Annotated in this window: 22 protein-coding genes and 1 tRNA gene; 18 read left to right on the top strand and 5 right to left on the bottom strand. The window is 67.0% G+C overall.

Annotated elements, in window-relative coordinates; genetic code table 11:
- Positions 1-63 precede the first annotated feature (63 nt).
- The 6 genes from crcB to ACIQ1T_RS17630 all read left to right on the top strand — a co-directional run bounded on the left by crcB (position 64) and on the right by ACIQ1T_RS17630 (position 4,566).
- Complete coding sequence (gene crcB / locus ACIQ1T_RS17655; protein ID WP_395945869.1) at positions 64-459, top strand: fluoride efflux transporter CrcB; 396 nt, start codon at positions 64-66, stop codon at positions 457-459.
- Positions 456-1,481 (top strand): RluA family pseudouridine synthase, encoded by a 1,026-nt coding sequence (locus ACIQ1T_RS17650; protein ID WP_395945867.1) that lies wholly within the window; start codon positions 456-458, stop codon positions 1,479-1,481. The genes crcB and ACIQ1T_RS17650 overlap by 4 nt, the downstream gene beginning before the upstream one ends.
- Complete coding sequence (locus tag ACIQ1T_RS17645; protein WP_395945866.1) at positions 1,478-2,962, top strand: putative 2OG-Fe(II) oxygenase; 1,485 nt, start codon at positions 1,478-1,480, stop codon at positions 2,960-2,962. The genes ACIQ1T_RS17650 and ACIQ1T_RS17645 overlap by 4 nt, the downstream gene beginning before the upstream one ends.
- Positions 2,963-2,979: 17 nt before the next feature.
- A complete protein-coding gene (locus tag ACIQ1T_RS17640; protein ID WP_395945864.1) occupies positions 2,980-3,732 on the top strand; it encodes an ATP12 family chaperone protein in 753 nt (250 codons plus the stop codon).
- A gap of 79 nt (positions 3,733-3,811) precedes the next feature.
- Positions 3,812-4,261: a hypothetical protein gene (locus ACIQ1T_RS17635; RefSeq protein WP_395945863.1), complete on the top strand. Its 450-nt coding sequence runs from the start codon at positions 3,812-3,814 to the stop codon at positions 4,259-4,261.
- The gene (locus tag ACIQ1T_RS17630; RefSeq protein WP_395945862.1) at positions 4,258-4,566 is read left to right on the top strand and encodes a transcriptional regulator; all 309 of its coding nucleotides are present in this window, start codon (positions 4,258-4,260) and stop codon (positions 4,564-4,566) included. The genes ACIQ1T_RS17635 and ACIQ1T_RS17630 overlap by 4 nt, the downstream gene beginning before the upstream one ends.
- On the opposite strand, the gene ACIQ1T_RS17625 is transcribed toward ACIQ1T_RS17630, so the two are convergent.
- Positions 4,552-5,322, bottom strand: a complete 771-nt coding sequence (locus ACIQ1T_RS17625) for a pseudouridine synthase (RefSeq protein ID WP_395945861.1) — start codon at positions 5,320-5,322, stop codon at positions 4,552-4,554. The two genes, ACIQ1T_RS17630 and ACIQ1T_RS17625, sit on opposite strands and share 15 nt — an antisense overlap.
- 366 nt (positions 5,323-5,688) lie before the next feature.
- Here ACIQ1T_RS17625 and ACIQ1T_RS17620 point away from each other — a divergent pair, with 366 nt between their 5' ends.
- Complete coding sequence (locus ACIQ1T_RS17620; RefSeq protein ID WP_395945860.1) at positions 5,689-6,090, top strand: hypothetical protein; 402 nt, start codon at positions 5,689-5,691, stop codon at positions 6,088-6,090.
- Between the two features lies 1 nt (position 6,091).
- On the opposite strand, the gene ACIQ1T_RS17615 is transcribed toward ACIQ1T_RS17620, so the two are convergent.
- Positions 6,092-6,724 (bottom strand): DUF938 domain-containing protein, encoded by a 633-nt coding sequence (locus ACIQ1T_RS17615; protein WP_395945859.1) that lies wholly within the window; start codon positions 6,722-6,724, stop codon positions 6,092-6,094.
- Between the two features lie 370 nt (positions 6,725-7,094).
- Between ACIQ1T_RS17615 and ACIQ1T_RS17610 the strand changes: the two genes are divergently transcribed.
- The 6 genes from ACIQ1T_RS17610 (at position 7,095) to rplA (ending at position 10,892) form a co-directional block, all read left to right on the top strand.
- On the top strand, positions 7,095-8,429 hold the full coding sequence (locus ACIQ1T_RS17610; protein WP_395945858.1) for a hemolysin family protein: 1,335 nt from the start codon (positions 7,095-7,097) through the stop codon (positions 8,427-8,429).
- Between the two features lie 108 nt (positions 8,430-8,537).
- A tRNA-Trp gene (locus ACIQ1T_RS17605) sits at positions 8,538-8,613 on the top strand.
- 70 nt (positions 8,614-8,683) lie between these two features.
- A complete protein-coding gene (gene secE / locus ACIQ1T_RS17600; RefSeq protein WP_395945857.1) occupies positions 8,684-8,983 on the top strand; it encodes a preprotein translocase subunit SecE in 300 nt (99 codons plus the stop codon).
- A gap of 13 nt (positions 8,984-8,996) precedes the next feature.
- On the top strand, positions 8,997-9,572 hold the full coding sequence (gene nusG / locus ACIQ1T_RS17595) for a transcription termination/antitermination protein NusG (RefSeq protein WP_201100555.1): 576 nt from the start codon (positions 8,997-8,999) through the stop codon (positions 9,570-9,572).
- A 195-nt stretch (positions 9,573-9,767) separates the two neighbouring features.
- Positions 9,768-10,199: a 50S ribosomal protein L11 gene (rplK, locus tag ACIQ1T_RS17590; protein ID WP_008259841.1), complete on the top strand. Its 432-nt coding sequence runs from the start codon at positions 9,768-9,770 to the stop codon at positions 10,197-10,199.
- A gap of 3 nt (positions 10,200-10,202) precedes the next feature.
- Entirely contained in the window at positions 10,203-10,892 is a 690-nt protein-coding gene (gene rplA, locus ACIQ1T_RS17585) for a 50S ribosomal protein L1 (RefSeq protein WP_395945856.1), read from the top strand.
- A 108-nt stretch (positions 10,893-11,000) separates the two neighbouring features.
- On the opposite strand, the gene ACIQ1T_RS17580 is transcribed toward rplA, so the two are convergent.
- Entirely contained in the window at positions 11,001-11,480 is a 480-nt protein-coding gene (locus ACIQ1T_RS17580) for a nuclear transport factor 2 family protein (protein WP_395945855.1), read from the bottom strand.
- Positions 11,481-11,490: 10 nt separating this feature from the next.
- Complete coding sequence (locus tag ACIQ1T_RS17575) at positions 11,491-12,099, bottom strand: NAD(P)-dependent oxidoreductase (protein WP_395945854.1); 609 nt, start codon at positions 12,097-12,099, stop codon at positions 11,491-11,493.
- Between the two features lie 53 nt (positions 12,100-12,152).
- Between ACIQ1T_RS17575 and ACIQ1T_RS17570 the strand changes: the two genes are divergently transcribed.
- From ACIQ1T_RS17570 to ACIQ1T_RS17555, 4 genes are all read left to right on the top strand, one after another.
- Positions 12,153-12,569 carry a winged helix-turn-helix transcriptional regulator gene (locus tag ACIQ1T_RS17570; RefSeq protein ID WP_395945853.1) on the top strand — a complete coding sequence of 139 codons (417 nt, stop codon included), beginning with the start codon at positions 12,153-12,155 and terminating at the stop codon, positions 12,567-12,569.
- A 77-nt stretch (positions 12,570-12,646) separates the two neighbouring features.
- Positions 12,647-13,714 carry an AI-2E family transporter gene (locus ACIQ1T_RS17565; protein WP_395945852.1) on the top strand — a complete coding sequence of 356 codons (1,068 nt, stop codon included), beginning with the start codon at positions 12,647-12,649 and terminating at the stop codon, positions 13,712-13,714.
- Positions 13,715-13,883: 169 nt separating this feature from the next.
- Positions 13,884-14,333, top strand: coding sequence for an NUDIX hydrolase (locus ACIQ1T_RS17560; RefSeq protein ID WP_395945851.1), 450 nt, complete (start codon positions 13,884-13,886; stop codon positions 14,331-14,333).
- A gap of 69 nt (positions 14,334-14,402) precedes the next feature.
- Positions 14,403-14,966 (top strand): DUF2059 domain-containing protein, encoded by a 564-nt coding sequence (locus ACIQ1T_RS17555; protein ID WP_395945850.1) that lies wholly within the window; start codon positions 14,403-14,405, stop codon positions 14,964-14,966.
- A gap of 3 nt (positions 14,967-14,969) precedes the next feature.
- Here ACIQ1T_RS17555 and ACIQ1T_RS17550 read toward each other — a convergent pair whose 3' ends face one another.
- Complete coding sequence (locus ACIQ1T_RS17550; protein ID WP_395945849.1) at positions 14,970-15,677, bottom strand: glutathione S-transferase; 708 nt, start codon at positions 15,675-15,677, stop codon at positions 14,970-14,972.
- Between the two features lie 319 nt (positions 15,678-15,996).
- Between ACIQ1T_RS17550 and rplJ the strand changes: the two genes are divergently transcribed.
- Positions 15,997-16,225: 50S ribosomal protein L10 (gene rplJ, locus ACIQ1T_RS17545; RefSeq protein ID WP_395945848.1), on the top strand; the 229-nt coding region annotated here is incomplete at its 3' end.

The raw sequence follows: 16,225 nt of genomic DNA, 5'->3' as shown, positions 1-16,225 counted from the left end.
AGATCGCCTACGACCGTCAGGAGGCTTCGTTTTCGACGCAGGCGGCGTATATAGCGCCGGATCATGACCCGTTTCCTTATCGTCGCCGCTGGTGGAGCCCTCGGCTCCATGGCCCGCTATGGCCTCGGCCTCACGGCGGCCCGCCTGGCGCCCAACGCCGGCTGGCCCCTGGGCACCTTTGCGGCCAATCTGATCGGCGGCCTGGTCATGGGTCTGCTCGTGGGCTGGCTGGCCTTCAAGGGCGGTGCGCAGCAGGAGACGATCCGCCTGTTCGCCGCCGTCGGCGTGCTCGGCGGCTTCACCACCTTCTCCTCCTATTCTCTGGAGGCGGTGCAGATGATCGAGCGCCGCCAATTGGGCCTGGCCGCCGCCTATGTGGTCGGCTCGGTGGTTCTGGCCCTTGCGGCCCTGTTCGTCGGCCTGGTGATCGCCCGCCGCGCCTTTGGAGTCTCCGTTTGACCGACCAGCCGCCCGCAGAAAACGCACCCAAGCGTGAGGTCCTGACGATCTATGTCGCCGAGGACGAGGACGGCATCCGTCTGGACCGCTGGTTCCGCCGTCGCTGGCCGCACCTTTCGAACATCCAGGTGCAGAAGATGGCTCGCAGCGGCCAGATCCGCGTGGACGGCGCCCGCATCAAGCCCGAAGGCCGCCTGACCGCCGGCGCCGCCGTGCGCGTGCCCCCGATCCCGGATGACACCTCGCGCCAGGCCGGGGACGCGCACACCCTGTCCGAAAAGGACATCGCCTTCGCCAAGTCGCTGGTCCTCTACGAGGACGACATGGTCATCGCCATCAACAAGCCCCACGGCCTGGCCGTCCAGGGCGGCACCAAGACCAGCCGCCACGTGGACCGCCTGCTGTCGGCCTGGGGCGAGGGCATGGATCGGCCGCGCCTGGTCCACCGCCTCGATCGCGACACCTCGGGCGTCCTGCTGCTGGGCAAGGGGCCGGAAGCGGCCAAGCGTCTGGCCGGCGCCTTCGCCCGGCGTCAGGCCAAGAAGACCTACTGGGCCATCGTCATCGGCAATCCGAAACCCTATTCGGGCCAGATCGACATGCCGCTGAAGAAGACCGGCATCAACGACTTCGAGATGATGCGTCCGGCCGAGCGCAAGGACCCCCGCGCCGAACCGGCCGAGACGGCGTTCAGCACCGTCAGCCGCGCCTCGCACCGCGCCGCCTGGATGGCGCTGCGCCCCTTCACCGGCCGCACCCACCAGCTGCGCGCCCATATGGCCGGGATCGGTCACCCGATCCTGGGCGACCCGAAATATGGCGACGACAAGTCCAGGGAATTGTCCGGCCCGCTGAAGCTGCAGCTCCACGCCCGCAGCATCGAGCTGGATCACCCGCGCGGCGGGGTGCTGAAGGTCACCGCCCCGCTCAGCCCCGAGATGAAGGCCGGCTTCGCCCATTTCGGCTTCACCGAGGACGAGGCCGAGGACGATCCCTTCCTGGGCGTGAAGCGCATCCGGTGAAGGGGACCGCTCAGGCCCAGGTCGAACAGGCCAAGGCACTGGCCGCCGTCGGGCGGCTGGAGGCGGGGTTGGCCCTGCTGGCGCCCCTGGCGGCGCGGGCCGATGCGCCGTGGCAGGCCCTGTCGGTCCAGGCGGATCTTCTGAAACGGGCCGGGCGTCTGGTCGACAGTGCGGCCCTGTCCCGTCGCCTGGTCGCCGTGCGGCCGCAGAGCGTGCCCGCCCGGCACAATCTGGCCTCGACCCTGGGCGACCTGGGTCGGCCCGTCGAGGCCGAGGCTGTGGCCCGCGAGACCCTGGCCCTCGGCGGCGACGCGCCCGAGACCTGGCTGGTCCTGGCCCGCGCCCTGCAGGGCCAGAACCGGTTCGACGAGGCCGAGGCCGCCTATCGCGGCGCGCTCCAACGGCGCCCCGGCTATGTCGACGCCCTGCGCGACCGGACCCAGTTGATCTGGATGCGGACCGAGGACGCCGCCGCCGCCTGCGCCCCTCTGGACGCCGCCATCGCCGCCGCGTCGGACCCATCGCCCCTGCGCCGGATCAAGGCCCGGCTGCTCGAGTTCGCCGGCCGGCCCGACGACGCCTACGCCGCCCTGATCGCCGGACCGCTGGATGCGGCGAGCGAGCTTGCGGCGGCCCAGGCTGTAATGCGCGCGGATCCCGCCCGCGCCCTGGAGCACGCGAGCCGGGCGGCGGCCCTGGCGGGGCGACAGGTCCTGCCGATCCAGGCGGCCCAGGCCGAAGCCTGTCTGGCTCTGGGCGATCCCCACGCGGCCCTGGCCCATGTCGAGGCCATGCGGGCGGCGGCGCCGGACAATCAACACGTCCTGGCCTTGCTGGCCACAGCTTGGCGGATGGACGGCGATCCCCGCTACGAGACCCTGTACGACTATGCCGCCTTCGTGCGGCCCTATCGACTGGACGCCCCTTCGGGCTGGACGTCGCTGGACGCCTATCTGTCCGATCTGGCCCGGGCGTTGCACGGTCTGCACCAACTGAAGACCCATCCGGTCGGCCAGTCGTTGCGCGGCGGCTCCCAGACCACGGCCAAACTGTCCGAGAGCGACGACCCCGTCATCGCCGCCTTCTTCCAGGCCATCGACGGGCCGATCCGCGCCTATATGGCGGCCCTGGGGACCGGCGAGGACCCGCTGCGGTCCCGCAATACCGGTCGCTATCATGTCCAGGGCAGCTGGTCCGTTCGGCTGCGGCCCAACGGCTTCCATACGGACCATATCCATTCCGAGGGCTGGCTGTCCTCGGCCTGCCATATCGAACTGCCCCCGGCGGTGCAGGGGGACGACCGCGAGGGCTGGCTGCGTTTCGGCGCCGCGCCCGGCCTGCCGGACCTGCCGTCCCAGCATTATGTGCAACCCCAGCCGGGAACGCTGGTGCTCTTCCCCTCCTATATGTGGCACGGCACCACGCCGTTCGGGGGCGAGGCGTCGCGCCTGACCCTGGCCTTCGACGTCGTGCCGGCCTGAACTTCACGGACTGCCTGATGACCGACTCCAACACCCCGCATCGCCCGCGCTTCGTCGAACTGTCGCCTGACCGGGTGTCGCGCTTCTGGAAGGAAGCCTCCATCGGCCCGCACCCCGAAGGCGGCTGGGCCGTGCTGCTGGACGGCCGCACGCCCAAGACCCCGGCCAAGGCGCCCCTGATCCTGCCGACCGAGGCCGCCGCGCGCCTGGTCGCCGACGAGTGGGCGGCGCAAGGGCAGTTCCTCGATCCCTCGACCATGCCGGCGACCCGGCTGGCTTCGACCGCCATCGACCGGATCGGTCAGGCGCGTGAGCCGGTCGCGGACGAGATCGCCGCCTACGCCGGGTCCGACGGTGTCTGCTATCTGGCGGAACATCCGACGCCCCTGGTCGAGCGTCAGCGGCGCGAATGGGGCCCGTGGCGCGACTGGGCCGCGCGCGAGATGGGCGTGTCGCTGCAGCCGGTCGCCGGCATCGTCCACCAACCCCAGTCGCCCGAGGCTATCGCCCGGGTGAAGGCTCACGCCCTGTCGCTGGACGACTTTCGTCTGACCGGTCTGGCGACGGCCGTGCCTCTGCTGGGCTCGGCGGTTCTGGCTCTGGCGGTGGAGCAGGGGGCGCTGGGCGGCGTCGCCGCCTTCGACCTGTCCCGCATCGACGAGCTGTTCCAGGAGGAACAGTGGGGCGTGGACGCCGAGGCGGCCGAACGAACCGAGGCGCGCCGCGCCGAGGCGGATCTGCTGGAGCGGTGGTTCAGCGCTCTTTCCTGATTTTCCATTCTGGAAACTTATGACTTGACGATGTGGAAAGTCTCGATCATTTTCCAATACGGAAAGTGAGGAAGCCGCCATGTCCCAAGACCCCCAAAACCACGAACAGATGCTGGCCGAGATCCAGCGATCCCAGGACGCCGTGCGCGAGCGGGTCGCCAAGGGCTCCTGGAGCTATGACCTGACCTATGCCTCGGTCGCGGCCGCCATAGTGGGCTGTCAGGCCGCGCCCCTGCCGTTCAATGTGTTGGCCTCCGTCGGCGCGACCCTGGCCTTCGTCACCATGTGGCGGCGGTGGTCGGAGCGCACCGGCGTCAGCATCACCGGCGTCTCGCCGCCGCGTGCCCGCTGGGTCGCCATCGCCCTGGGCGTCCTCTTCGGCGGGCTGGCTCTGACCAGCGTCTATGTCGGCCGGACGGGCCAGTTGATCTGGGTCGCGCCGCTGACGATCGCCGCCTTTGTCCTGGCCCTGGGCCTGTCGCGCCTGTGGATGCGGGTCTATCGCGCCGAGACGGCGGGGCGGGTTTGAGCGCGCCGGTCTTCGACGCTGTCATCCACGCGCCTGGCCGGCTGCAGATCTGCGCCATGCTGTCGGCGGCGGACGAGGTGGAGTTCGGCGTCGTCCGTGACGGGATCGGCGTGTCCGATTCCGTCATGTCCAAACACGTCAAACAGTTGGAGGAGGCTGGTTATGTAAGGCTGCGCAAGGCGGCCTTCGCTGGGCGCCAGCGGACCTGGCTGGCCCTGACCGGCGGCGGGCGCAAGGCCTTCGCCGGCCATGTGGCCGAGCTGACTCGGCTGGCCGGCCTGGCCGGGGTGTCAGTCGCCGGCTGACTGTACGATCAGGGCGGTGCGCTCGTCCGGGGTCAGGTGCCGCCACCGGCCCTCGGGCAGGTCGCCCAGTAGCAGCGGTCCCACGCGGATGCGGTAAAGGTCGGTGACCTCCAGTCCGACCAGTTCGCACATCCGGCGGATCTGGCGATACTTGCCCTCGGTCAGGATGAAGCGCAGCCTTTGAGGCTCGATCTGGGTGACGCGGGCGGGCTTCAGCGGCTTGCCGTTCAGTTCCAACCCGTGGCGCAGCTTGCTCAGCTTGCCTTCAGTGATCAGGCCGTCGACCACGACCAGATATTCCTTGTCCAGTTCGGACGCCGGGCCGATCACCGCCTTGGCCACCACTCCGTCCGACGACAGCAGCAGCAGGCCGCGGGAATCCTCGTCCAGCCGGCCGATCGGGGGCAGGGAGGCGTCGCGGGCGGGCGTCTCGCCGTCGCCCACGCGATTGGGCGTCTTCAACAGGCGCACGGCGGGGATCTTGCCCGGGTCCGGCTGGCCCGAGACATAGCCGACCGGCTTGTGCAGCAGGATGGTCATTCCGGACGCCAGGGCCGCCTCGGCGCTGTCGTTCAGGGTCAGGGTCTGGCCTGGCTCGATCTTGCGGCCCGCGTCCTGGATGACCTCGCCGTCGATGGAGACCAGACCCACGGCGATCAGGCTCTCTGCCTCGCGGCGCGAGCAGACGCCGGTCTGGCCCAGCCATTTGTTCACGCGAACCGGCTCGTCGCCGTCGTAGGTGCGGGTGAAGGCCATCGGATTCCGTCGCTCAGTCGATGGCGCTGTCTAGGGCCGAGCCGCCGCGCGAGCAAGCGGCCTGCCGCCTTCAGGATCGCGAGGCATATGAAGTTGTCGGCGCAAGGTTGATCGCGCGCGGATTCTCACTATATCTGCCCGCATTCCACAAATGATCGAAAGTGCGGGGCGACGGCAGTCGGGCCCGTCGATTTTCATTTTTCTGGTCATTCGTGTCGGTGGTTCGGCGGCCTGGTTCGCCGGATCTGGATCTTTACTGAAACCCTCGAAGGAGACGTCTTGTACGCTCAAAGCAAATCTTCCGCCGGACCCCGTCGCACTGGTTACAACCGTCCCGTTCCGACCCGGCTGCGCATGGGGCTGGTGATGCGACGTGACATGGACTTCGGCGAACTGGGCGACGTCGAAGGGGCGCTGCGGGCCGAAGGCGTGGGCCTAGCCCCGATCTCGACCGGCGACGCCAGCCTGGTGACCGGCGGCGTGACGGTGCTGGCGACAGCGACGGCGAACGACATCGTCGAAGGCAAGCTCAAGGGCCTGGTCGTGCCGGGCGGGTCGCAGGACGAGGCCGGCCTGGCCGCCGTGCGGTCGCTGGTCGAGCTGGCCAAGGCCAACGGGCTTCTGGTCATCGCCTTCAGCGACGGCGTCGCTCTGGCCGCCGAAAGCCTGGGCGTTCCGGCCGAGGCTCCGGGCGTCGTGTTCAAGAACGGCGCCGCGACCCTGCTGAACGAACGCGCCGAACTGTCGGCCGCCGTCGGCGCCCTCTGAATCAGACGCGTCGAAACAGCAGCATCAGGTTGTTGGCCGGCATCTGAATCCTGAGCGTGGCCACGAGGCCGTGCGACCCCGCCAGGGCCTGGACCGTTTCGCGGTCGCGCAGGCCCCAGGCGGGGTTTCGTGCTTTCAGGCTTTCGTCGAAGGCCGCGTTCGACGGCGCCAGCGGCCTGTCCGCCTCGCGATAGGGGCCGTACAGCGCCAGCAGGCCGCCGGGGCGTCGCAGCGCGCGCCCGGCGAAAGTCATCAACCCCTCGGTCGCCGGCCAGGGGCTGATATGCGTCATGTTCGCGCAATAGAGGGCGTCGAACGGCGCCTCGGGCCAGGTTTCCGGATCGACGGCGTCCAGCGCGAGGGCCGGCTGCAAGTTCGCCGGGCCCGTTCGCCGCCACGCCTCGATACTGGTCCGCGCCTCGATGCTCGGATCGCTGGGCGTCCATTTCAGGTCGGGCAGGGCGGTCGCAAAGGCCACGGCGTGCTCGCCCGAGCCGGCCGCCAGTTCCAGCACCCGGCCTCTCGCGGGGAGATGCGCCCTCAGTACCGTCAGAATGGGATCGGCGTTCCGTCGCGCCGCCGGCGACGACAAGGCGCCTTCGGGCGTCGCGGTGATGGGGTCGAGCGTTTGCATCGTCTGGTCTTAGCGCCGAGACGCTGGGAAGGGGAGGTCGCGCCGTCGCCCGTTTTCCCCTGAGCGGGGTAGATGCTTGCCCTGAGGGTTGATGAAAGGGTTACGTCTGAAATCGACGTTAAGCTTTTGGTAATCTTCAGATGCGGCGTGCGCTTCACATCGGCCTGTTTATCGGCACCGTCCTGGGCATGTGCGCCTGCGCCGCGCAGCAGGACGTCCATGGACGACCTGTTTCCGGCGCCTACGGCTCGATAGAGGCAGGGCGGACGAGCTGACTCGCAAGGAAAACGTGGCGTAAAACGCAATCCTGCCCTAGTATCTTCCCGCGGACGCCGTCTGTCGCGCCGCGTCGGTCCCCAAAACCCCCTAGATGTTACTCATCGCTATTGTCGTCGTTCTGCTCCTGGTGGTGCTCAACGGCTTGTTCGCCATGACTGAATTGGCGGTCGTCTCGTCCCGGAGATCCAAGCTTCAAAGCCGGGCTGAAAAGGGGGATCGCGGCGCGCGCAAGGCGTTGAAGCTGGCGGAGGAACCGACGCAGTTCCTGTCGGCGGTCCAGGTCGGCATCACCCTGATCGGCATTCTGGCGGGCGCCTATGGTCAGGCGACCATCGCGGGCGAGTTGGACCGGATCCTCGAGACCAGCTTCCCGGCGCTGTCCGCCTACACCGAAATCTTCTCCACGGCCCTGGTCGTCGTCTGCATCACCTATATCTCGCTGATCGTCGGTGAGTTGGTGCCCAAACGGCTGGCCCTGATCTTCCCTGAGACCATCGCGGCCAAGATGGCGCCGCCGATCTCGACGCTGGCGGTCGCGCTCAAGCCTTTCGTCCTGCTGCTGACGGCCTCGACCTCGGGCATTCTGAAGCTGATGGGCGTCAAGGATCGCGACGGTTCGGACGTGACCCAGGAAGAAGTGGCCACCATTCTGGCGGAGGGCACCTCGGCCGGCCTGATCGAGCCTGAAGAACAGGTGATGATCGAGGAAATCCTGCGTCTGGGCGATCGTCCGGTGCGCGTGGCCATGACGCCGCGCCACGATGTTTTCTGGATCGCCCTGGACGACACGGAAGAGGTCCTGCGTGACGAGATTCGGTCGTGCCCCTATTCGCGGATCGTGGTGGCGCGCGAGAGCGACGTCGATAATCCGCTGGGCGTGGTCCACAAGAAGGATCTGCTGGACGCCCTGCTGACCGACGGCAAGTTCGACGTCGAGCCGCTGGTGGCCGAGCCGGCCTTCATCCCGCAGTCGACCTCGGTGCTGAAGGCGCTGGAGATCCTGAAGGGCTCACGGATCCACATGGCCTTCGTCGTCGACGAATACGGCGCGTTCGAAGGCGTGGTGACCGCGACCGACATTCTGGAAATGATCGCCGGCGACTTCGACGAAGGCCACGACGAGGAGCAGGCCTGGATGCATCAGCGCGCCGACGGCAGCTGGCTGGTCGATGGTCAGACCGACCTGGACGACCTGGCCGACACCCTGGGCGAGGATTTCGGCGAGCACGAGGGTTTCCACACCGTGGCCGGCCTGATCCTGCATCAGCTGTCGCGCGTGCCGGACGAGGGCGAGGTCCTGCAGGTCGGTCGATTCGAGGTCGAGGTCGTCGACATGGACGACCGTCGCATCGACAAGCTGATCTTCAAGGAACTGGTCAAGGCCGAGGACGAGCGGGACGCCGTCGCGGCGCATCTGGAAGACTGACCACAAGTCTGAGGAGATGGTGTCAGATCGCCCTTGAAATACAGGGCGGCGTCGGGCATACGCCCCCCTCTGGCGAACGCACGGACCGATCGGTTCGAGCGATTGTCTAGGAGTTTAGCTCAGCTGGTAGAGCACCGGTCTCCAAAACCGGGGGTCGTGGGTTCGAGTCCCCCAACTCCTGCCAATCCCCCCTGTCGCTTCCGGATGGGACTTCCCATCTGGGGCGACAGGAACAATTGTGTGAAGAGCAACTGATGGCCAAGGCCAAAACTCCCGGCAAGCGGCCTCAGGCCGGCGCGAAGCCCCAGGTCGCTGCGGCCGGCGCCGCCATCACGGTCGATTCGCCCGAGCCGAAGAAGCCGCGCACGAGCCCGGCGCAGTTCTTCAGCCAGGTTCGCGCCGAGGCCCGCAAGATCGTGTGGCCCAGCCGCAAGGAGACCTGGATCACTTCGGTGATGGTCTTCATCATGGTCGTGATCGCTTCGGTCTTCTTCTGGATCGTCGACACCGGTCTCGGCTACGCCTTCCGCTACATCATCGCTCTCGGATCCTGAGAAAGACGCGCCCATGACCGATGCAGCGCCCGCAAAGCCCGCCAACCCGCGCCACAAGTGGTATATCGTCAACGCCTACTCGAACTTCGAGAAGAAGGTCGCCGAGCAACTGCGTGACCAGGCCAAGCAGCAGGGCCTGGAAGACGCCTTCTCCGAGATCCTGGTTCCGACCGAGGACGTCGTCGAGATCCGTCGCGGCCGCAAGGTCAACTCCGAGCGTAAGTTCTTCCCCGGCTATGTCCTGGTGAAGATGGAAATGACCGACCAGGCCTATCACCTGGTCAAGAACACGCCGAAGGTCACCGGATTCCTGGGCGCCGCCGGCGGCACCAAGCCCCTGCCGGTCTCGGAGCGCGAGGTCCAGAACATCATCGGCCAGGTGGAAGAGGGCGTCGAACGTCCGAAGCCCACCATCCGCTTCGACATCGGCGAGAAGGTCAAGGTCATCGACGGCCCGTTCGCCAGCTTCGACGGTTCGGTCGAGAGCGTCGACGAGGAACACGCCCGCCTGCGCGTCGCCGTGTCGATCTTCGGCCGCGCCACGCCGGTCGAACTGGAATACGGCCAGGTGGAGAAGGTCGCGGGCTGAGGCTCCTTCGACATTCGGATTTGGCGACGGCGGCCCTCGGGCCGCCGTTTGCATTTGCGGGGTCGCTCTGTTACACGCGCGCCTTCGCTCTGCGGGCCCCGGTCTGCGGAACGTCAAATCCGTGGGAGGCAGCCATGCCGCACCACGGCTCACCGGCCCGTCGTTCGTTCGTCGGGTCATTCATAGGAGAGACCAATGGCCAAGAAGATTCTCGGCTATATCAAGCTGCAAGTGCCGGCCGGTTCGGCCACGCCTTCGCCCCCGATCGGCCCGGCTCTGGGTCAACGCGGCGTGAACATCATGGGCTTCTGCAAGGAGTTCAACGCGCGGACCGAGAAGGAAGCCAAGGGCACCCCGCTTCCGACCGTCATCACCGTCTATCAGGACAAGTCGTTCACCTTCATCACCAAGACGCCGCCGGCGACCTGGTACCTGAAGCAGGCCACCGGCCTGAAGTCGGGTTCGAAGCTGGTCGGCCGTGAAGTCGCCGGCAAGATCACGCAGGCGCAACTGCGCGAGATCGCCGAAAAGAAGATGAAGGATCTTAACGCCAACGACCTCGACGCGGCGGCCAAGATCATCGAAGGCTCCGCCCGCGCGATGGGCCTCGAAGTGGTGGAGGGCTAATCCATGGCTAAGCAAACCAAGGCTCAAAAAGCCCGCACCGGCGTGACCCAGGACCTGCTGCCGTTCTCGGACGCCATCAAGCTCGCCAAGGACAACGCCAAGGCCAAGTTCGACGAGTCGCTGGAAATCTCGGTCAACCTGGGCGTCGACCCGCGTCACGCCGACCAACAGGTCCGTGGCGTCGTCAACCTGCCGTCGGGCACCGGCCGTGACGTCCGCGTCGCCGTCTTCGCCAAGGACGCCAAGGCTGCCGAAGCCACCGCGGCCGGCGCTGAACACGTCGGCGCCGAAGATCTGTACGAGAAGATCGCCGGCGGCTTCATGGAGTTCGACCGCGTGATCGCGTCGCCGGACATGATGGCCCTGGTCGGCCGTCTGGGTAAGGTGCTGGGCCCGCGCGGCCTGATGCCGAACCCGAAGGTCGGCACCGTGACCCCGAACGTGGCCCAGGCCGTCAAGGACGCCAAGGGCGGCGCCGTCGAGTTCCGCGTCGAGAAGGCGGGCATCGTCCACGCCGGCATCGGCAAGGTCTCGTTCACCCAGGACGCCCTGGAAGCCAACGTGAAGGCCATCGTGGACGCCCTGGTGCGTTCCAAGCCGTCGGGCGCCAAGGGCACCTATGTGAAGCGCATCAGCCTGTCGACCACGATGGGCCCGGGCTTCAAGGTCGACCCGGCCTCGCTGGGCGCCTGATAGCCTCAAGCAGCGGCGCACTGCGTGCGTCGCGACAGGCTGTAAAATATGAAAGGCCCCGGGGAGCGATCTCCGGGGCCTTTTTCTTTGCGTATCTGTCTTCGACAGTCAGTCCGCCTTGTCGCCCTCGAACATGGTGTTGCCATTGGCGGTGGTCGTGGGGACGGGTTGGATGACGTCGAAATGTTCGACGATCTTGCCGTCCTCGACGCGGAAGATGTCGACGATGGCGCGGCCGGGATCGTCGGGCGTCTGTTTCGAGTTCAGATGCAGGGCCACCAGGTCACCGTCCGCGAGGACGTGATGGATGACGACGTGCGACTGCGGGTGTTCGCGGAAGAAGCCCTCGAAATAGCCGTAGAAGGCCGCCGCCCCGTTGGGGACGTTCGGGTTGTGCTGGATGTAGCGGTCGCCGATGTAGAGGCGGGCGGCCTCGGTCGGGCGATGCTGGTTGAAGGCCAGGTCGTAGAAGGCGGTGACGACCCGGGCGTTCTCGGACTCGGTCGGTGAACGATCCTGAGCGACGGCGGGGAGGGGCCCCGCCGTCAGGACAAACGCCGCCAGACCCGCGATGAGCGGAGACTTCATGGCGTGGTCCTCAGTAGGCCGCCGTGAAGCGGGCGCGGCTGTGGTTGTGCTGTTCCAGTTCGTCGACCATGGCGATGGCGTAGTCGGCGAAGCTGATCTTGCTGTGCCCGTCGGCGTCGACGATCAGCTGGTCCGTGCCCGTGCGGAAGGCGCCGAGACGCGGGCCTTCCTCAATGAAGGCGGCGGGCGAGAAGAAGGTCCAGTCAACCTGTGTCTCGCTGCGGAGATCGTCCAGGAAGGCGATGCCGGGCAGGGCGTAGGGCTTGAACTCTTCCGGAAAGTCCGGGGTGTCGATCAGACGCACGCCCGGTGCGACCTCCAGGCTGCCGGCGCCGCCCGTGACCAGCAGGCGAGGCACGCCGGCGGTCTTCAGCGCGGTCAGCAGGGTCTCGGCGGCGACGTTGTGGTGCAGGGCGCTGATAACGGCGTCCGAGCCCTTGATCAGTTCGGCGAGAACTGCGGCGTCCGAGGCGTCGCCGGCGACGGGGGTGACGTTGTCGGCGGCGGGAATGGCTTCGGGCTTGCGGGCGATGGCGATGACCTGATGGCCGCGCGCCGCCAGTTCCCTGGTGATTTCCGAACCGGCGCGGCCGCTGGCGCCGAGAACCGAGATTTTCATGGAAGGCTCCTTGTGGTTTCCAATAGTGACCAGGTGCGCTATGGATAGTCGTCATGCAAGACGGCACCTTTTCCCCACTTGGTCACTCCGAAGAAACCTGGACGCGCGGCGACGTGTTCGCCGCCAACTGCCCGACGCGGCAGTTGCTGGACCGGATCGCGGACAAGTGGAGCACCCTGATCCTGATCGTGCTGGGCGAGGGGCCGATCCGGTTCAATGCGCTGAAGGGTCGGATCGACGGCGTTTCGCAGAAGATGCTTAGCCAGACCCTGAAGTCGCTGGAGCGGGACGGACTGGTGTCGCGCACCGTCGTGCCGACCGTGCCGGTGTCCGTGACCTATGCGGTGACGCCGTTAGGAATGACGCTGATGGCGGCCATGCAGTCGATTATCGACTGGGCCGAGACCCGGATGCCCGATGTCGCGGCGGCCCAGGCCGTCTATGATGATCGCCCGTCAGACATCCACTGAGTTTATTCGCACGGCCGTCGAACGGCTACGCTCGACCCGCGTTCCTGTCGCGACCTTGAGGAGGCGTGATGTTCGGTTTGGGACGTTCTAGAGACGATAGGGCCGGTGACGGCGATCCGTGGAAGGGGCGGCTGGCGTTCGGCGCAATCGTGCTGGTGGCGGCCTATTTCGCGGTCCAGTTGATCGTGACGCTGCACACCCTGTGGCTGCTGATCTTCGGAGCTATCGTGGTCGCCGTGGTTTTGCGGGCCTTGGCCGACCCGATCGTGCGCTGGCTGAAGGCGCCGGATCCGCTTGCCGTGTTCGCCTCCCTGCTGATCGTGGTCGCGGTGCTGGCAGGCATTCTGACCCTGTTCGGGGCCCAGATCACCGAACAGGTGGTGGTCCTGTCCGCCGTGGTGCCGCAAGGCTGGGCCCAGGTTCAGTCCTGGATCCAGGCCCAGCCGTACGCCGCCCAGTTGCTGGAGCAGGTCCAGGGCCTGGGGGACCGGGCGGGCGAGGCCCTGCAGGTGGCCCAGCAATTCGCCCTGGGTTTCGCTTCGGGCGTGACCACCCTGGTTCTGGTCGTCGTCGCCGGTGTCTTCCTGGCCATCGAGCCCGCCAAGTCGCGCGAGGGACTGCTATCCATGGTTCCGATGGATCGCCGGCCGCGTCTGCGCGAGGTGCTGAACAGCTGCGGCAAGGCGCTGAAGGGTTGGCTGAAGGCGCAACTGTTCTCGATGGTGCTGGTGGGCACCCTGACCGGGGTGGGACTGGCGATCATCGGCGTGCCCTCGGCCCTCGGCCTGGGCCTGCTGACCGGACTGGCGCAATTCGTGCCGATCGTCGGCCCCATAGTTTCGACCATCCCGGCTGTCCTGGTGGGGGCGACCCAGGGCTGGGAGACGGCGCTGATGACCCTGGCGCTCTATGTCGTGGTGTCCCAGCTGGAGAGCAACTTCATCACCCCGATGGTGCAGAAAAACGTCGCCAACCTGCCGGTCGTGCTCGGCATCTTCGCCGTGGTCGGAATCGGCTCCCTGTTCGGGCCGCTGGGCGTGCTGTTCGCGACGCCACTGGCCCTGGTGCTGCACACTCTGGTGACCATGCTGTACCGGCAGGACGTGCTGGGCGACCCCGACGCCAAGGCGCCGGGAGAGGGTTGAGGCGGCGCTCCGTCATCTGACAACTTGACGCGGCCCGCACGATACCGTTTGGGGAGGCGCGCGGTCGTGGGGCCGTCTTGTCGCGGGATGGTCCGGATGAACAGCGAGGAGCAGGCGTCGCCGCGCGGCTGTTCGGCCGCCGCGCCGACGATGGGGCGAGGCTGACCGCATGGCCGGCGGAACCAAACGCACCGCGCGGTCGGAGACGCGCCAGGTCGCGGCCCTGCCGTGGCGCCTGGATGAAGGCGCGTTGTGGATCCTGATGATCACCTCCCGCGAGACCCGCCGCTGGGTCATCCCCAAGGGCGGCCGCATGGTCGGAAAGACAGATCCTGAGGCCGCCGCCCAGGAGGCGCTGGAAGAGGCCGGGGTCAAGGGCGTGACCGACGAACATTCGATTGGCGTCTTCCGCTACGCCAAGGGACTGAAGGACGGCGGACAGCGCCAGTGTGTGGTCTCCGTCTATCCGATGCAGGTGCTGATTCAGCTGGGGCACTGGCCCGAGGCGCACCAGCGAGAGCGGCGCTGGATGACCCCGGACGAGGCTGCGGCTGCTGTGCAAGAGCCCGATCTGGCGGCCCTGATCCGCGACTTCGCCGCAACGCCGCCCGTCATTTGAGCAACTGCTGGTCGAATTCGACTGGCCAGCCGACGGACTCCTTTCGATAAGGATCGACGGGAGGCTGTCATGATCACTATTCGAACACTCGGGCTGGCGTTGATGCTCGGCGCGGTCGCCGTCTCGGCCCAGGCGCAGGATCAGGGCGGCGATAAGGGACGCGACGACAGGCTCGAGGTCATCGACAGACCGGATCCGGGCATGGCCCTGCGTACGGCCCTGGCGCGCGAACTACTGGAAGTTTCCGTCGGCCCGAATTTCGCCAAGGAAGTCGAGCGCGCCATGGCCCAGCAACTCGAGAAGACGAGCGAACAGCAGGGCGAAGAGGCGGACTGGGTGCGAGCCAACATGCCGCCGATGATTGCGCGAATGGTCGGTCGCATGATCGACCGGATGGTCCCGTCCTATGCCAGCATCTACACCGAGGAAGAACTCAGGGGGCAGATCGTCTTCTATCGCAGTCCGGTAGGGCAGGCGGTCGCCGCAAAGACCGTCACTCTGGGTGTCGCCCTGCAGGATGTGCAGACTGAGGTGGCGATGAGCTTTCTGACCGAGTTTCAGTCCAAATACTGCGCCCAGTTCGATTGCCCCGGCCAAGGTGGGCAGGTGTCCGTAAAGCCCAGCCGTCACTGATCGTCAGTCGTCCAACTCGGGATAGCGGCGGAAGACGCCGTCCTGGTTGAACGGAATCCGACGGTCGCTGTCGATGTAGGCGGCGATGAGGGGCAGGGCCGCGACGCGGTCGCGGACGGCGACGACGTGGGGCGTCGATTTCAGCACGCGGGCCGTCGCCGTGGGAAAGGCGTAGGTCAGGCCCTCGACCAGTTGGAACAGGGACAGGTCGGCATAGGTCAGGCGGTCGCCGACCAACCAGGCCGGCCCCGCCGCGTTCTTCGACAACACCTGTTCGGCCCAGCCCAGGAACTTCTCGATTCGCTGCTTCCGGAACGCCTTTGACCGTCGAGCGGCCTCGGGCTTCTGCTGGTCGTAATAGGCCATCATGTCGACCGGATGATGGGTGTCGTGGGCCTCGGCGACCAGGTCGGCGAAGGTCAACTGGATCTGGTTCAGCCAGGCGCGGTCGCTGTCGCCGTTCGGACTGAGCCCCAGCTGCGGCCCCAGCCAGGCCAGGATGGCCGCGACCTGGCCGATGGTGCGGTCGCCCAGCCGCAGAAAAGGCGGGGCGAATGACGGCGTGGCCGCCGTTTCCATCAGTGTCATCATCGCCTTGCCGTCGTCCTGGCGCGAGACGTCGACATAGTCAGCGCCGCCGGCTTCGAGCGCCAGGCGGATGAACTCGCCCCGGCCCTGGATGGTCGGCCAGTAGTAGAGTTCATAGGCCATGGGTTCGGCTCCTTGATTTCCTGTCGGCGTCCCTGTATGAGCGCCGCTTCCCGTCAGAGGTTCACCCCTTTGACGGTCCTGTCCGAGAACTTCGGGGCCTGGGGGTCACCCAGGCCATAACTGTCAGAGAGCCCTCTGACGCCGTGGGGAGATGGGGACGCGACCTTGCCGATGTCAGCCCGCATTCCGGGACGGACGCCGTCAGACGCATCCTTCGGACAATACGACCGGCTTTAACGCTTCGCGGCGACGCGGCGCGCTTTGGCCAATCCGTCGTCGGGAATAAGCCCGGCGGCGAATACCAAGACTGGAGACCGCAATGGACCGCGCTCAAAAAGCCGAGTCGATCGAAACGCTCAAGGGCGTATTCGCCGACGCCGGCTCCGTGGTCGTGACCCACAACCTGGGTCTGACCGTTGCGGAAATGGAAGACCTGCGTGGCCGCCTTCGTAAAGAAGGCGCCGCGTTCAAGGTGGTCAAGAACCGCCTGGCGCTGAAGGCGCTCGAAGCTGAAGAAGGCAGCGACTACCACGGCCTGTTCAAGGGGC

Origin of the sequence: Brevundimonas sp. (assembly GCF_044336875.1) — a bacterium.
Taxonomy (GTDB): Bacteria; Pseudomonadota; Alphaproteobacteria; order Caulobacterales; family Caulobacteraceae; genus Brevundimonas.
The sequence above is the reverse complement of the archived record's forward strand: the minus strand, read 5'-3'. Positions and strand labels throughout refer to the sequence as shown.

Excerpts from the sequence above, each read along its gene's own strand:
- rplK (WP_008259841.1), top strand. The coding sequence starts at position 9,768 with ATGGCCAAGAAGATTCTCGGCTATATCAAGCTGCAAGTGCCGGCCGGT.
- ACIQ1T_RS17610 (WP_395945858.1), top strand. The coding sequence starts at position 7,095 with ATGTTACTCATCGCTATTGTCGTCGTTCTGCTCCTGGTGGTGCTCAAC.
- ACIQ1T_RS17620 (WP_395945860.1), top strand. The coding sequence starts at position 5,689 with ATGCGACGTGACATGGACTTCGGCGAACTGGGCGACGTCGAAGGGGCG.
- ACIQ1T_RS17635 (WP_395945863.1), top strand. The coding sequence starts at position 3,812 with ATGTCCCAAGACCCCCAAAACCACGAACAGATGCTGGCCGAGATCCAG.
- nusG (WP_201100555.1), top strand. The coding sequence starts at position 8,997 with ATGACCGATGCAGCGCCCGCAAAGCCCGCCAACCCGCGCCACAAGTGG.
- crcB (WP_395945869.1), top strand. The coding sequence starts at position 64 with ATGACCCGTTTCCTTATCGTCGCCGCTGGTGGAGCCCTCGGCTCCATG.
- ACIQ1T_RS17570 (WP_395945853.1), top strand. The coding sequence starts at position 12,153 with ATGCAAGACGGCACCTTTTCCCCACTTGGTCACTCCGAAGAAACCTGG.
- rplA (WP_395945856.1), top strand. The coding sequence starts at position 10,203 with ATGGCTAAGCAAACCAAGGCTCAAAAAGCCCGCACCGGCGTGACCCAG.
- ACIQ1T_RS17615 (WP_395945859.1), bottom strand. The coding sequence starts at position 6,724 with ATGCAAACGCTCGACCCCATCACCGCGACGCCCGAAGGCGCCTTGTCG.
- ACIQ1T_RS17625 (WP_395945861.1), bottom strand. The coding sequence starts at position 5,322 with ATGGCCTTCACCCGCACCTACGACGGCGACGAGCCGGTTCGCGTGAAC.
- ACIQ1T_RS17560 (WP_395945851.1), top strand. The coding sequence starts at position 13,884 with ATGGCCGGCGGAACCAAACGCACCGCGCGGTCGGAGACGCGCCAGGTC.
- ACIQ1T_RS17580 (WP_395945855.1), bottom strand. The coding sequence starts at position 11,480 with ATGAAGTCTCCGCTCATCGCGGGTCTGGCGGCGTTTGTCCTGACGGCG.
- ACIQ1T_RS17640 (WP_395945864.1), top strand. The coding sequence starts at position 2,980 with ATGACCGACTCCAACACCCCGCATCGCCCGCGCTTCGTCGAACTGTCG.
- secE (WP_395945857.1), top strand. The coding sequence starts at position 8,684 with ATGGCCAAGGCCAAAACTCCCGGCAAGCGGCCTCAGGCCGGCGCGAAG.
- ACIQ1T_RS17555 (WP_395945850.1), top strand. The coding sequence starts at position 14,403 with ATGATCACTATTCGAACACTCGGGCTGGCGTTGATGCTCGGCGCGGTC.
- ACIQ1T_RS17575 (WP_395945854.1), bottom strand. The coding sequence starts at position 12,099 with ATGAAAATCTCGGTTCTCGGCGCCAGCGGCCGCGCCGGTTCGGAAATC.
- ACIQ1T_RS17550 (WP_395945849.1), bottom strand. The coding sequence starts at position 15,677 with ATGGCCTATGAACTCTACTACTGGCCGACCATCCAGGGCCGGGGCGAG.